The following is a 13,612-nucleotide window of genomic DNA, read 5'->3' on the forward strand; positions in this document are numbered from 1 at the left end:
AAAATAGGTCGCCATAATGTGTCAACGGCCCTGTCCCAAAGGCCGAGCAATGACCTGAAAAAGTCTTTGCGGCAGGCGAAAGGAATCACAGGCCTCAGCCGACCGTGTCCAGTTCGCCGCGGGCCTTGGCAGCCGCCACCTGGCGGATGGCATCAGCCAGCGTGTCGACGTCCTGCGCGCCCATCACGACATATTTGCCTTCAAGCAGAAAACACGGCACGCCTGATATGCCCATGCGCGATGCCGTGGCGATCTCGGTGCGCACCGCTTCGATATCGGCGTCGGTCGGCAAGAGCGTTGCCACCACGGATGCGTCCATGCCGGCCTCGCGGGCGGCTTCGACCAACACGGCATGGTCGCCGATGTTGACGCCCTCCTCGAAATTCAGCTGGAACAGGCGGCGGACCAGCCTGTTCTGCACGGCTTCACCGGCGGCGCCAGCCCAGCGGATCAGTCGGTGCGCATCCAGCGTGTTTGGCGCCACCTTGATGGCATCGAAGGCAAAGGAAATGCCCTCGGCGTCGCCAAGCGGTTCGATGCGGGCATGAATCTCGCGAATGCGCTCGTCGCTGCCGAACTTGGCCAGCATATACTCCCGGCGGTCCTTGCCCTGCGGCGGAATGGTCGGATCGAGCTGGAACGGCCGCCAGCGTATGTGCACCTCGATATCGCCGGCCGCGGCAACCGCCTTGTCCAGCCGCTTCTGGCCGATGAAGCACCACGGACAGACGACGTCCGACACCACATCAACGGTTATGGCGTTCGCTTCGCTCATCTCGATCTCCGGATTTTCAGTTCGGCTTGCGCCACCATGTCGGCAGCTGATAACCGAATATGGGCGTCTTCTGCGGATGTTCCAGATAATTCCAGTACGCAAGCCACTGCTGCGTGTTGTACTGCATCGGCACCATGTAATTGCCCGAGATCAGCAGTCGGTCGAGAACGCGAACGGCGGCGACATAATCCTCCTTGGTATGTGCGTTCAGCATGGCGTCGATCGCGGCGTCGATTGCCGGATCGGCGACACCGGCAAGATTGAACGATCCTTCGGTCTTGGCCGCAGCGGACGACCAACGCCCGATCTGCTCGATGCCCGGGGACAAGGAATTGTTGAAGCCGCTCGAGCCGACCAGCACCTCGAAGTCGAAACGCTGCTTGCGCGACTGGATCTGGTCGCCGTCCAGGCTGCGGATGCTGACGTTGATGCCGATCTTTTCCAGTGTGCGCTGGTAGATGCCGGCCAGGCGTTCTTCGTCCTGCGAAGCGGTCAGTATCTCGAATCCGAAAGGTTTGCCGTCGGGATCGAGCATTGTGCCGTCCTGCACGTGGTAACCGATGCTTTTCAGGAGATCGAAAGCGGCCTTCAGCACCTTGCGGTCCTGGCCTGAACCATCGGTCACCGGCGGTTTCCAGGTGCCGTCCATGATTTCGGCCGGCACGCGGCCGGGGTAGGGGGCCAGCAGCGCCCTTTCCCTGTCGTCGGCCGGATGGCCAAGCGCGGAGAGTTCGGAATTCTGCCAATAGCTCATCGTGCGCGTGTATTTCCCGCCGAACAGGTTCTTGTTGGCCCACTCGAAATCGTAAAGCATGCCGAGCGCGCGCCGAACCACCGGGTTGGAGAACTTCGGCAGCCTCGTATTGAACAGGAAACCGGTCACGACAGGCGGAATGCCGGTGTCGAAGGTTTCGGAAACCACCTCGCCCCTGTGGAAGGCGGGAAAGTCGAGATCGCGCTCGCGCTTCACCGGATCACTGTCGTCGTCGATGGCGCAAAGGCCCTTCTTGAAGGCTTCGAGCTTGGCGTTGGCGTTGAGGAAATATTCGATGGTGATCTGGTCGTAATTGTCGAAGCCGCGCTTGGCGGGTACGTCCTTGCCCCAGTAGTCCGGATTGCGCTTGAAGACGATGCGCTGGCCGGGCGTCACCTGGGCGATCGTGTATGGTCCGCTGCCGATCAACGGCTTCAGCGTCGTCCTGTCGAATGTGTCCATGTCAAAGGCATGCTTGGGGATGATCGGCGTCAGCGCGATGATCAAGGGAAATTCGCGATCGGCCTTGTCGTTGAAAGTGAAGCGCACGCTGTGGTCGCCGGTCTTTTCGAGCTTGGCGATCCTGGCCATGCGGTCGCTGTAGGGCGGGCGGCCCTTTTGCGTATAGACATCATAGGTGAACAGCACGTCTTCTGGCGTCACCGGCTGTCCGTCCGACCATTTGGCCTTCGGGTTGAGATGGAATTCGATGCTCTTGCGCTCCGGGTCCATGTCTGCGGTGTCGGCGAGCAGCCCATAGAGCGTGAAAGCCTCATCCGCGCTGCGTTGCATCAGCGGTTCGAAGACCAGATTGCCGAAGATCGTGTCCATCATGCCGCGCGCGGTCGTACGCAGGCTTTTCAGGATGAACGGGTTGAGGTTATCGAAGCTGCCGACGACGCAATAGGTGATGCTGCCGCCCTTCGGCGCGTCGGGATTGACGTAGCCGAAATGCGCGTAGTCCGGCGGCAGGGCCGGTTCGCCCTGCATGGCAATCGCGTATTTTGGCTCCGACAGTGCCGGCTGCGACAGGGTGAGAAACGATATCGCGGTGATCAGCCAAACAAGAACGCGGCCCATGACCGTCTCCTTAACAGGTCGGCTTGATGATTCGGTGCGCACCCTAGCATGAGGCAGTTGCGTACCGGCCAATGGTGTCATCAAGAATTACAAGTGAGCGGGCTGGATTCGGCACCGCTTGCAGTGTAACACGCCGTCCGAAGTCATTCTGTTGCCTCATTTCGGCAACAGGTAGCTGGACCACACGGCGCAGAGAAGCCGGTTCCGGGATCATTTGAGAGGAAATGCACGACATGACGAGCCTGAACAGCAACGCGTACCGCCTGTCGGTCATGGCCGCTGGCGTGATCGGCTTTCTGGGCGCAGGACTTCCCGCGGCTTCCGCGCAGCAACAGCAGCAGATACCTCAGGGCTGGTTCAAGGCCTGCACCAAGCAGGAAGACGTCGATATCTGCAACGTCCAGAACATCGTCACCGCCGGCAACGGCCAGCTCGTCACCGGTGTCAGCCTGATCGAACTCAAGGGCAAGGTTAACCGCAAGGTGTTCCAGGTCACGGTGCCGACCGGCCGCCTCGTGCCTCCCGGCATCGGCCTGCAGATCGACACCGGCAAGGCGCAGAAGCTCGACTATGTCATCTGCTTCCCGGATCGTTGCGTGGCGGAAGTGCCACTGACCGACCAGCTCGTCGCCTCGTTCAAGAAAGGTCAGGGTATCACGCTGACCTCGATCAATTTCCAGAACCAGGCCAACCCGATCAAGATCGCGCTGCAGGGCTTCAGCGGCGCCTATGACGGCCCGCCGCTGCAGCAGTCGGACATCGAGGACCGGCAGAAGAAGCTCCAGGACTTCGTGGCCAAGAACAACCAGGACTTCGCCAAGAAGCTCAAGGACGAGCAGGACAAGGCGAAGACCGCCAACTGATCACCGGTATCCGGCCAAGACCGATGTCAAAGAAAAAGCGGGGCCTTGCCCCGCTTTTTTCGTTCCTGGCCATGGCTGGAGTGCCGGGAGGTCAGTGCTTGGACTGCCGTTTCGGCTCGTAGCGTCCATCCGGCTTCTTGTCGAACATCTCCTTGATCTGCGGATGGCGAACGGGCTCGCCCGACCGATCCTCAAGCAGATTCTGCTCGGACACATAGGCTATGTATTCGGTTTCCGAATTCTCGGCGAGCAGATGGTAAAATGGCTGATCCTTGCGAGGCCGCACGTCGGCGGGGATGGCTTCGTACCATTCGTCGGTGTTGGCGAATTGCGGATCGACGTCGAAAATGATGCCCCGAAACGGAAACAGCCGGTGGCGAACCACCTGTCCGATCGCGAATTTGGCCGTTTTCATCGTACTCACCACTGAATTCCTTGACTTTATTTGGCGCAGACTCCGAGTCAATTCAATCCCGAAGCGTTTGAGCGTCTTCAAGCTACGCAGAATTCGGCGCAAAGGTTTTGATTGACGTCGCGATGTCGCGATAAAGTCCGCAAGATCGCTACCGCTGCCGCACCGGCTTTCGCAGGCCACCCGCAAGTGCTGCAAAGCCGCTGCCTGGACGAAGCCCTTCGCGCATGAAGAAGGCACGGAGCGGCGCAAAACCACCGAGCACGCCCAGACCAGCGCCCCGCGCGATCTGCGCCGGCAACATGTCGGAAAGCAGCGACATGTTGAGGAGATTGACTGCACCGCTGCGCGCCAGAATATCGGGGCGACGCTTGAAATCGTAGGCGGCAAGGGCCTTGGCGCCGCCGGGGTCCTCACGATTTTCGCTCGCAATACCAACCAGATCGTCAATATCCCTGATACCAAGGTTGAGGCCTTGCGCACCGATCGGCGGAAACACATGCGCGGCTTCGCCGACAAGTGCCACCCTCTCTCGCGCGAAGCGCAGGGGCGTCACGGTCGAAAGCGGATAGATCTGCCGGCCCGGCTCCACGGTGACCCGACCCAGCATTGACTGCATCTGCTCCTCGACCCGCATTGACAGCGTCGCGTCATCCAGGGCGGCAAGCGCCTTGGCTGTCTCGGGCTTAACCACCCAGACGAGACTTGAGCGATTGCCCGGCAGCGGAACCTGTGTGAATGGTCCTGTCTCGGTGTGGAACTCCGTCGAGGTGAAGGCATGGTCTCGGCTATGCCCGAAATTGAGCACGAGCGCGGCTTGCGGGTAGGAGCGCGCGGCAGTCGAGATATCCGCTGCCTCGCGGGCGGGCGATTGGCGTCCATCGGCGGCGACCGCCAGCGACGCGCCAACCTCACTGCCGTCGGCGAGGTCGGCGTGAGCCTTGTCGGCACCGAGATGCCAGGCCTTGACCATCGACCTGCGCCATTCGATCCCGGAATGCGAGGCCACCTTGGCGGCAAGCGCCGGGCCAAGGACGCTGTTGGGCAGGTTCAGCCCAAACTGCTCCTCGTCGATCTCGGCGGCGCGGAAGGTGACGACGGGACTGCGGATCAGCCGGCTGGTCGCATCGACGATGCGCATGACCTTCAACGGCGCGGCCTTGGGTTTGATGTCTTCGAGGAGATCAAGCCGCTCAAGCACTTTCAGGGCAGGGTTCATCAGCGCCGTGGTGCGGCCATCGGGGGCCGATGCCTCGGGCCCGACAAGGGTCACCGCAAAGCCCGCATCGGCGAAAGCGAGCGCCGCGATCAGCCCTGCGGGACCCGTGCCGGCAATCAGTATGCGCGCTGTTTCCTGATGCTCCAAGGTCGGCTTCCGGCTTGCGATTTGAGGCGGGCCACCAGACCTGCCAGTCGATAGGCATATAGGTCAGATCATGCGGCTTGATCAACGCGGCGATTCGGCCCATTCGGGTGTCATGACCGGCCACCAGGACGATTTCAGCCATCTCGACCGCACCGGCCGCGCCATGGCACATGTCGCGCGCAACCCGCGTTTGACGGTCAACATTGTCGTTGGCGCCGGCATCGCATTCGCATGGCTGTTGCTGGGGGCGATGGCGATTCGCGGCGCCGAGGTCCGAGGCAGCGCGCCCGGCGACACCCTCCTGCACGGCCTGCCACGGCTGCCGCTGCCCGATTTCCTGGAGCGGTTCTTCGCGCTCTGCCTGTCGCCGGCGCCACTGGACGCAAGCATCGGCTTGCGTGCCGTTGCGCTCGTCATGATGTGGTTCCTGATGGCGATCGCCGTGATGCTGCCATCCGCGGCCCCGATGATCCGGACCTATTGCGAGATCGCCGATACAGCCCGGATCAAGGGCGAGCCGGTCGTCCATCCTCTGGTGCTGGTTGCCGGCTATCTCGGCGTCTGGCTCGCTGCCTCGATGCTGTTTTCGGCAATGACGCTCAGCGTGCACACATTCGCCGCGTCCAGCGAAATCTACGATCCGGTGCTTGGGATTGCCGGCGCGCTCGCATTGCTGGTTGCCGGCCTCTATCAGTTCAGCGGCCTCAAGGAGGCCTGCCTGAAGAAATGCCGCAACCCGTTCTCGATCCTGTTTTCAAACTGGAGCGCCAAGGCCAGCAGTGTCTTCCGGCTCGGTGTAGCGCAAGGCATCTGGTGTTTCGGCTGCTGCTGGGCGCTCATGCTGGTGATGTTCGCCGTCGGCGTGATGAACATCTTCTGGATGGCGCTGATCGGCGTGTTCACCCTGATTGAAAAACAGATGAAGGGCAGTCTTCCAACCCGACTGGCCGGTGCGATACTGCTTGTCTGGGCAGCCGCGCTGCTAGTAGTCTCGCTTTCAGTGGGGGAAATTCGATGACAGATCAGGGCTGGGCAATGAAAGGAGAGCTCGTACTCTCCTGCAATTGCACGGTTTTTTGCCCTTGCGTGCTATCGCTCGGCAGTCATCCTCCAACCGAGGGCTATTGCCAGACCTGGGCGGGTTTCCGTATCGATGCCGGTCATTTCGGGGAGGTCGACCTGTCAGGCCTTAACCTTGGGCTGATCATGGAAATCCCCGGCTACATGAGCCGAGGCAACTGGACCGCCGGCCTGTTCATCGACAAACGCGCCTCGATCTATGCGGTCAAGGCCTTGACGAAGATCTTCACCGGCAAGGCGGGCGGGACCACGTCGCTGCTGTCGATCCTCGTCGGAAAATTCCTGGGTGTCGAACAGGTGCCGATCACCTACGAGACGCGGGACAAGACGCGTATCTTCCAGATACCGAAGATCATCGATGGCGCGGTGACGCCAATCGCCGGCAAGGATCGCGAGAAGGATACGGTGATCACGAATTCCGAATACTGGATCGCGCCGGAGATCATCGTGGCGAGGTCCGACAAGAGCAAGATGCGCGCCTTTGGCCGCAACTGGAATTTTGCTGGCCGCTCGGCCGAGATCTGCAAGCTGGATTGGCGGGGCCCGTGAGCAAGAACACAACGGCCAGAAAGGCCGCCAAGAAGATCGCGGACCGGATTCCGCGACCGAAGAAGAAGGTCACCTGGCCGCAGGCAAGGGCATTCTCCGTCCACCTGCTGACCGCGTCTGGCTCGTTCCTTGCGTTCCTGTCACTGGTGGCGGCGAGCGAGGAGCGCTGGACGGCAATGTTCTGGTGGCTCGGACTGGCGCTGTTCGTCGACGGCATCGACGGGCCGATCGCCAGGAAGCTCGAGGTCAAGGAAATCCTGCCGACCTGGTCGGGCGAACTCCTCGACAACATCATCGACTATGTGACCTATGTGCTGATCCCGGCCTTCGCGCTCTACCAGCGCGGCTTCATGGGCGAGGGACTGTCGTTCCTTTCGGCTGCGATCATCGTCGTTTCCAGCGCGATCTACTATGCCGACACCGGCATGAAGACGAAGGAGAATTTCTTCAAGGGATTCCCCGTGGTCTGGAACATGGTGGTGTTCACATTGTTCGTCATCGAACCGGGACAATGGGTGTCGTTCGCTGTCGTGGTGGTGGCTGGCATCCTGACCTTCATCCCGATCAATTTCATCCATCCGGTGCGGGTGGTGCGGCTGCGGCGAATCAATCTCACAATGACCCTTTTGTGGTGCGCCTTCGGCGCGCTTGCGCTTGCGCAGGCGGCTCTCGCGGCCTTCTACGATCAGATCGGTGTGCTGGGCGAACAGGTCGGCACTTTCACCAAGATCGGCATTACCGTTACCGGGCTTTATCTGGCCTGCATTGGCGGCATCATGCAGTTCTTTCCAAATCTCGGTGCCAAGAAGGCCTGACCCGCCAGAGGAATCCCAATCCATGTCCAAAGCGATCCGTATCCACGCCCACGGCGGTCCGGAAGTTCTGACCTATGAGGACGTCGATCCCGGCCAGCCGGGTTCCGGGCAGATCCTGGTCAGGAATAGGGCCATCGGCCTCAACTTCATCGACGTCTATTATCGCTCCGGTCTCTATCCGCCGCCCGGAGGTTTTCCGCTCATTCCGGGCAGCGAGGCCGCCGGCGTGGTGCTGGAGGTAGGGCAGGACGTCGATTGGCTGAAGCCGGGCGACCGGATCGCCTATGCCGTGACGACAGGAGCTTATGCCGAAGAACGCGTCATCGATGCGAGCCGGGTCGTCAAGGTTCCGGACGGCATCAGCGATGAACAGGCCGCCGCGATGATGCTGAAGGGCATGACGGCCGAATATCTGCTGCGCCGGACCTTCAAGGTGAAAGCGGGCGACACGATCCTGTTCCATGCCGCGGCCGGCGGCGTCGGGCTCATTCTCGGCCAATGGGCGAAACATCTCGGTGCGACCGTCATCGGCACGGCGAGTTCAACCGACAAGATCGAACTCGCCAAGGCGCACGGCTTCGACCATGTCATCAACTACAAGGAGCAGGATTTCGTCGCCGGCGTCGCCGCCATCACCGACGGCCGGAAATGCGACGTCGTCTACGATTCGGTGGGCAACGACACGTTCCCGGCTTCGCTCGACTGCCTGAGGCCGCTCGGCATGTTCGTCAGCTTTGGCCAGTCGTCGGGACCAATCCCGCCATTTTCCATGTCGCTCTTGGCGCAGAAGGGGTCGTTGTTCGCCACAAGGCCGACGCTGTTCGTCTACAACGCAAAACGCGAGGACCTCGATGCCTCCGCGGCCGCGCTGTTCGAGGTGGTGCTCAGCGGCACCGTCAACATTAAGATCAACCAGCGCTATGCGCTGAAGGATGCCGGCAAGGCACACTCGGATCTCGAGGGCCGCAGGACAACGGGGACGACTATTCTCGTTCCTTAGTCCCGCCTGCCTTGTTATCCCTTGAATTTCCGCTGAAATTCTTGAAGCTCTTTCAAGACGCGTGCCGCTTTCCGTTGAGAGCCGGCGGCGCCTACCATGCTTGCGGGAACACAGAACATATCTGGCGAACCAGATGGGAGGCACTGTGAGTGCAGATCATGATGGGACGAACCTGCTTGAGGTTCGTGGCCTGACCAAGATATTCGGCACGCTGACCGCGTGCGATCATGTCGATCTCAACATCGCCAAGGGTGAAATCCACGCGCTGCTTGGCGAGAACGGCGCCGGCAAATCGACGCTGGTCAAGATGCTGTTCGGCTCGCTGGAGCCCAATTCCGGCGAGATTTTCTGGAACGGCCAGGCGGTGCGCATCACCAGCCCGGGTGCCGCAAAGAAGCTCGGCATCGGCATGGTGTTCCAGCATTTTTCGCTGTTCGAGGCGCTGACCGCAGCCGAGAACATCGCGCTGTCGCTCGATGACGGCGCGCCGATCAGCAGCATCGCCGCGAAGGCAAGGGCGCTGTCCTACAGCTACGGCCTGCCGCTCGATCCGGACTCGCTGGTCGGCGACCTGTCGGTCGGCGAACGCCAGCGTATCGAGATCATCCGTTGCCTGCTGCAGACGCCGCAGCTCATCATCCTTGACGAGCCGACCTCGGTGCTGACGCCGCAGGAAGCCGACAAGCTGTTCGAGACGCTGGAGCGGCTGCGCGCGGAAGGCAAATCGATCCTCTACATTTCGCACCGGCTCGAGGAGGTCAAACGCATCTGCGACCGCGCCACCGTGTTGCGGCATGGCAAGGTGGTCGGTCACTGCAACCCGCGCGAGGAAACCGCCTCGTCGCTCGCGCGCATGATGGTTGGCAACGAGGTTCAGGCTGTGGTGCGGGCTCCGGTCGAGGGGATCGAAACAGCGCAGCCGCTGCTCGAAATCCGCGGCCTCAGCCGCAAGCCGGCGACGCCGTTCTCCATTCCGCTCAAGAACATCAACCTCAATGTCCGCGCCGGCGAGGTGATCGGCATTGCCGGTGTCGCCGGCAACGGCCAGGGCGAGTTCTTCGAATCCGTCTCCGGCGAGGTCTTGCAGCAGGATGCCGCCTCGGTGCGCATCCGCGGCAAGGATGCGGGTGGTCTCACCATCACCGGACGGCGCCTGCTTGGTGCCGCCTTCGTGCCGGAGGAGCGCCTCGGCCATGGTGCCGCGCCGCGCATGAAACTCTCGGAAAACCTTTTGCTCTCGCGCCACGCGACCGACGGCAAGGCGTTTGTCGGCACTGGCGGGATGGTCAAAAGCGGCGCCGTCTACGCTGCCGCGCAACGCATCATCCTGGCCATGGATGTGCGCAAGAGCGCGCCGGATCCGGAAGCGGCCGCACTTTCGGGCGGCAATCTGCAAAAATTCATCGTTGGCCGCGAACTCGACCGCCGCCCAAGCGTCATGGTGGTCAACCAACCGACCTGGGGCGTCGACGCCGGTGCCGCCGCCCATATCCGACAGGCCTTGATCGAGCTGTCGCGCAGCGGCTCGGCGGTTCTGGTGATCAGCCAGGATCTCGACGAGTTGTTCGAGATATCGGACGCGATCGCGGTCATGCACAATGGCGAATTGTCCAAGCCGATGCCGATCGCCGAGGCGACCTTCGAGAAGGTCGGTTTGCTGATGGGTGGCGCCGAGCCCGGCCACGCCGAACACACGCTGGAGACGGCATGATGCGCCTTGAACTCGTCAAACGCCCGCAGCGCTCGGCGCTGTTTTCAATGCTGTCACCCTTCATCGCCTTCGCGCTCACCATTATCGCCGGCGCCATCATGTTCGCTCTGCTCGGCGTCAATCCGCTGACCGCTTTCCGGATCTACTTCATCGAGCCGATCAGCCAGGTCTGGCAATTGCATGAACTGGCGATCAAGGCGGCGCCGCTGATCCTGATCGCGGTCGGCCTGTCGGTCTGCTACAAAGCCAACATCTGGAACATCGGCGCCGAAGGGCAGTTCATTTTCGGCGCCATCTTCGGCTCCGCCATTCCAGTCCTGTTTCCTCAGTTCGAAGGCCCGTTGGTGCTGCCGCTGATGCTTCTGCTCGGCATGGTCGGCGGTGCCGCCTACGCGGCGATCCCGGCCTTGCTCAAGACCCGGTTCAACACCAACGAGATCCTGACCAGCCTGATGTTGGTCTATGTCGCCCAACTCTTCCTCGACTGGCTGGTGCGCGGCCCATGGCGCGATCCGCAGGGCCATGGTTTCCCACAGACGATCCAGTTCGGCGATTCGGCCGTCCTGCCGGAACTGATGCCGGACGCCGGGCGCGCCAACTGGGGTTTTGTGTTCGCGCTGGTTGCCGCGGTGCTGATCTGGATCCTGATGAGCCGCATGCTCAAGGGCTTCGAGGTCCGTGTGCTGGGCTCCAGCCCGAGGGCAGGGCGCTTCGCCGGCTTCGGTCTCAGCCGAATGGTGTTCTTCGCCTTCCTGCTGTCCGGCGCGCTGGCCGGCCTTGCCGGCATTTCGGAGGTCTCCGGCGCCATCGGGCAATTGCAGCCGGTGATTTCTCCCGGCTACGGCTTCACGGCCATCATCGTGGCGTTCCTCGGCCGCCTCAACCCGCTCGGCATCGTCGCCGCAGGCCTGGTTCTGGCGCTGACCTATCTCGGCGGCGAAGCGGTGCAAAGCGCTCTCGGCATTTCCGACAAGGTGGCGAGAGTGTTCCAGGGCATGCTGCTGTTCTTCGTGCTCGGCTGCGACACGCTCATCCACTATCGCATCCGCCTGATCGGCCTTGCGTTGACCAAGCCCCAGGGCTCGGCACAGCTCGAAGCCGCGCCGAAGTTGAAGGAAGCCCGCTGATGGACATCACCGTCAACATCCTCCTGACCATCGCCACGGCGGCAACGCCGCTTTTGATCGCGGCGATCGGCGAACTGGTGGTCGAACGCTCCGGCGTGCTCAATCTCGGCGTCGAAGGCATGATGATCATGGGCGCGGTCGGCGGCTTCGGGGCCGGCTACCTGACCGGATCGCCCTGGATCGGTCTTCTGGCGGCAATCGCCATGGGCGCGTTGTTCTCGCTGCTGTTCGCCGTGATGACGCTATCGCTGGCCACCAATCAGGTGGCAACCGGCCTGTCGCTGACGCTGCTTGGCCTCGGCCTCTCCGGCATGATCGGAACGAGCTTTGTCGGCCAGCCCGGCGTCAGGCTGCCCAATCTTGACATTCCCGGCCTCAGCTCGATCCCAGTCGTGGGCAGGCTGCTGTTCGGCCAGGATCCGATCTTCTACATCTCGATCGTGCTGACCGCCGCCGTCATGTGGTTCCTATTCAAGACGCGTACAGGCCTGACGCTCCGCTCTATCGGCGACAGCCATGCTTCGGCGCACGCGCTCGGCATCAAGGTTATCCGCTACCGCTATCTCTCGGTCATCTTCGGCGGCGCCTGCGCCGGTCTGGCCGGCGGCCATCTGTCGCTGGTCTACACGCCGCAATGGGTGGAGAACATGACCGCCGGCCGCGGCTGGATCGCTCTGGCGCTCGTGGTGTTCGCCTCGTGGCGGCCGTGGCGGGTGCTGGCCGGCGCCTACATCTTCGGCGCGGTGTGGATCGGCCAGCTTCATGCACAGGCTTTTGGCATTCCCGTGCCCTCGCAGATGCTTTCTTCTCTGCCCTATCTGGCAACCGTCGTGGTTCTCGTTCTAATCTCGCGCAACAAGCGTCTGACGATGATGAACACGCCGGCATCCCTGGGGCAGCCATTCGTTCCGGATCGTTGACAATAATAACAAACGGGAAGCTCCAAGGCTTAACACAGAGAGGTAACACAATGAAAAAACTGCTTATTGCCCTGATGACGACGACAGCGGCATTGTCGCTGGCCGCGTCCGCAGAGGCTGCCGACAAGTTGAAGGCCTGCTGGGTTTATACCGGCCCGATCGGCGATTTCGGCTACTCGTACCAGCACGACCAAGGCCGCCTTGAGGTCCAGAAGGCGCTCGGCGACAAGGTCGAGACCGCCTATCTGGAGAACGTCTCCGAAGGCCCCGATGCCGACCGCGCCTTCGAGCGCCTGGCACGCGAAGGCTGCAAGATCATCTTCGGCACGTCATTTGGCTTCATGGACGCCGAAGTGAAGGTCGCCAAGAAATTTCCCAAGGTGATGTTCGAGCACGCCACCGGCTACAAGACCGGCGACAATCTCGGCATCTATAATGCCCGCTTCTACGAAGGCCGTTACGTACTCGGCCAGATCGCGGCCAAGGAATCGAAGTCCGGCGTCGCCGGCTACATCGTTTCCTTCCCGATCCCGGAAGTGGTGATGGGCATCAACTCCTTCATGCTCGGCGCGCAGTCGATCAACCCGAACTTCAAGGCCAAGATCGTCTGGGTGAACTCGTGGTTCGACCCGGGCAAGGAAGCAGACGCCGCCAAGGCGCTGTTCGACCAGGGTGCCGACATCATCGTCCAGCATACCGATTCGACCGCGGCCCTGCAGGTAGCCGAGGAGCGCAAGCTGCACGGCTTCGGCCAGTCGTCCGACATGATCAAGTTCGCGCCGAATGCGCAGCTGACCTCGCTGACCGACGAATGGGGCCCCTATTACATCAGCCGCGTGCAGGCAGCCATAGACGGCACCTGGAAGCCGGACAATGTCTGGCTCGGCATCAAGGACGGCGCGGTGAAGCTCGCGCCCTACACCAACATGCCCGACGATGTGAAGGCGATGGCCGAGGCGACCGAGAAGAAGATCGCCGGTGGTTGGAACCCCTTCACCGGACCGATCGCCAAGCAGGATGGTTCGGCGTGGCTGAAGGACGGCGAGGTCGCCGACGACGGCACGCTGCTCGGCATGAATTTCTACGTGAAGGGCGTCGACGACAAGCTGCCGCAGTAAGCGGCGCACCACATCTCGAATAGGAAAGGGCGCCGCGAGGCG

At 61.9% G+C, this 13,612-nt stretch carries 13 protein-coding genes; 9 read left to right on the forward strand and 4 right to left on the reverse strand.

Features of this window, described 5'->3' with window-relative positions; genetic code table 11:
* Positions 1-94: 94 nt before the first annotated feature.
* Together EB231_RS21050 and EB231_RS21055 are read right to left on the reverse strand one after the other, a co-directional pair.
* Positions 95-775, reverse strand: a complete 681-nt coding sequence (locus EB231_RS21050) for a DsbA family oxidoreductase (RefSeq protein ID WP_172350554.1) — start codon at positions 773-775, stop codon at positions 95-97.
* Between the two features lie 16 nt (positions 776-791).
* Positions 792-2,609, reverse strand: coding sequence for an extracellular solute-binding protein (locus EB231_RS21055; protein WP_172350555.1), 1,818 nt, complete (start codon positions 2,607-2,609; stop codon positions 792-794).
* Positions 2,610-2,842: 233 nt separating this feature from the next.
* On the opposite strand from EB231_RS21055, the gene EB231_RS21060 reads away from it, so the two are divergent.
* Positions 2,843-3,472: an invasion associated locus B family protein gene (locus EB231_RS21060; protein ID WP_140773822.1), complete on the forward strand. Its 630-nt coding sequence runs from the start codon at positions 2,843-2,845 to the stop codon at positions 3,470-3,472.
* Positions 3,473-3,563: 91 nt separating this feature from the next.
* On the opposite strand, the gene hspQ is transcribed toward EB231_RS21060, so the two are convergent.
* Together hspQ and EB231_RS21070 are read right to left on the reverse strand one after the other, a co-directional pair.
* On the reverse strand, positions 3,564-3,887 hold the full coding sequence (gene hspQ / locus EB231_RS21065) for a heat shock protein HspQ (RefSeq protein ID WP_172350556.1): 324 nt from the start codon (positions 3,885-3,887) through the stop codon (positions 3,564-3,566).
* 148 nt (positions 3,888-4,035) lie between these two features.
* Entirely contained in the window at positions 4,036-5,250 is a 1,215-nt protein-coding gene (locus EB231_RS21070) for a UbiH/UbiF family hydroxylase (protein ID WP_172350557.1), read from the reverse strand.
* A 70-nt stretch (positions 5,251-5,320) separates the two neighbouring features.
* Here EB231_RS21070 and EB231_RS21075 point away from each other — a divergent pair, with 70 nt between their 5' ends.
* The 8 genes from EB231_RS21075 to EB231_RS21110 all read left to right on the forward strand — a co-directional run bounded on the left by EB231_RS21075 (position 5,321) and on the right by EB231_RS21110 (position 13,570).
* The gene (locus tag EB231_RS21075) at positions 5,321-6,268 is read left to right on the forward strand and encodes a DUF2182 domain-containing protein (protein ID WP_172350558.1); all 948 of its coding nucleotides are present in this window, start codon (positions 5,321-5,323) and stop codon (positions 6,266-6,268) included.
* Positions 6,265-6,879, forward strand: a complete 615-nt coding sequence (locus tag EB231_RS21080; protein WP_095788751.1) for a DUF1326 domain-containing protein — start codon at positions 6,265-6,267, stop codon at positions 6,877-6,879. The genes EB231_RS21075 and EB231_RS21080 overlap by 4 nt, the downstream gene beginning before the upstream one ends.
* Positions 6,876-7,694 carry a phosphatidylcholine synthase gene (gene pcsA / locus EB231_RS21085; protein ID WP_056577267.1) on the forward strand — a complete coding sequence of 273 codons (819 nt, stop codon included), beginning with the start codon at positions 6,876-6,878 and terminating at the stop codon, positions 7,692-7,694. The genes EB231_RS21080 and pcsA overlap by 4 nt, the downstream gene beginning before the upstream one ends.
* A gap of 22 nt (positions 7,695-7,716) precedes the next feature.
* The gene (locus EB231_RS21090; protein WP_172350559.1) at positions 7,717-8,694 is read left to right on the forward strand and encodes a quinone oxidoreductase family protein; all 978 of its coding nucleotides are present in this window, start codon (positions 7,717-7,719) and stop codon (positions 8,692-8,694) included.
* Positions 8,695-8,827: 133 nt separating this feature from the next.
* Positions 8,828-10,405 carry an ABC transporter ATP-binding protein gene (locus EB231_RS21095; RefSeq protein WP_172350560.1) on the forward strand — a complete coding sequence of 526 codons (1,578 nt, stop codon included), beginning with the start codon at positions 8,828-8,830 and terminating at the stop codon, positions 10,403-10,405.
* Positions 10,402-11,532, forward strand: coding sequence for an ABC transporter permease (locus tag EB231_RS21100; RefSeq protein ID WP_172350561.1), 1,131 nt, complete (start codon positions 10,402-10,404; stop codon positions 11,530-11,532). The genes EB231_RS21095 and EB231_RS21100 overlap by 4 nt, the downstream gene beginning before the upstream one ends.
* Positions 11,532-12,452, forward strand: coding sequence for an ABC transporter permease (locus EB231_RS21105; protein ID WP_172350562.1), 921 nt, complete (start codon positions 11,532-11,534; stop codon positions 12,450-12,452). The genes EB231_RS21100 and EB231_RS21105 overlap by 1 nt, the downstream gene beginning before the upstream one ends.
* Before the next feature lie 50 nt (positions 12,453-12,502).
* A complete protein-coding gene (locus EB231_RS21110; protein ID WP_172350563.1) occupies positions 12,503-13,570 on the forward strand; it encodes a BMP family ABC transporter substrate-binding protein in 1,068 nt (355 codons plus the stop codon).
* Positions 13,571-13,612: the final 42 nt, after the last annotated feature.

This window comes from Mesorhizobium sp. NZP2298, from assembly GCF_013170825.1.
In the GTDB taxonomy this organism is placed as follows: domain Bacteria; phylum Pseudomonadota; class Alphaproteobacteria; order Rhizobiales; family Rhizobiaceae; genus Mesorhizobium.

Coding starts and splice junctions, on each gene's coding strand:
- EB231_RS21050 (WP_172350554.1), bottom strand. CDS start 775: ATGAGCGAAGCGAACGCCATAACCGTTGATGTGGTGTCGGACGTCGTC.
- EB231_RS21055 (WP_172350555.1), bottom strand. CDS start 2,609: ATGGGCCGCGTTCTTGTTTGGCTGATCACCGCGATATCGTTTCTCACC.
- EB231_RS21060 (WP_140773822.1), top strand. CDS start 2,843: ATGACGAGCCTGAACAGCAACGCGTACCGCCTGTCGGTCATGGCCGCT.
- hspQ (WP_172350556.1), bottom strand. CDS start 3,887: ATGAAAACGGCCAAATTCGCGATCGGACAGGTGGTTCGCCACCGGCTG.
- EB231_RS21075 (WP_172350558.1), top strand. CDS start 5,321: ATGCGGCTTGATCAACGCGGCGATTCGGCCCATTCGGGTGTCATGACC.
- EB231_RS21080 (WP_095788751.1), top strand. CDS start 6,265: ATGACAGATCAGGGCTGGGCAATGAAAGGAGAGCTCGTACTCTCCTGC.
- EB231_RS21090 (WP_172350559.1), top strand. CDS start 7,717: ATGTCCAAAGCGATCCGTATCCACGCCCACGGCGGTCCGGAAGTTCTG.
- EB231_RS21095 (WP_172350560.1), top strand. CDS start 8,828: ATGGGAGGCACTGTGAGTGCAGATCATGATGGGACGAACCTGCTTGAG.
- EB231_RS21100 (WP_172350561.1), top strand. CDS start 10,402: ATGATGCGCCTTGAACTCGTCAAACGCCCGCAGCGCTCGGCGCTGTTT.
- EB231_RS21105 (WP_172350562.1), top strand. CDS start 11,532: ATGGACATCACCGTCAACATCCTCCTGACCATCGCCACGGCGGCAACG.
- EB231_RS21110 (WP_172350563.1), top strand. CDS start 12,503: ATGAAAAAACTGCTTATTGCCCTGATGACGACGACAGCGGCATTGTCG.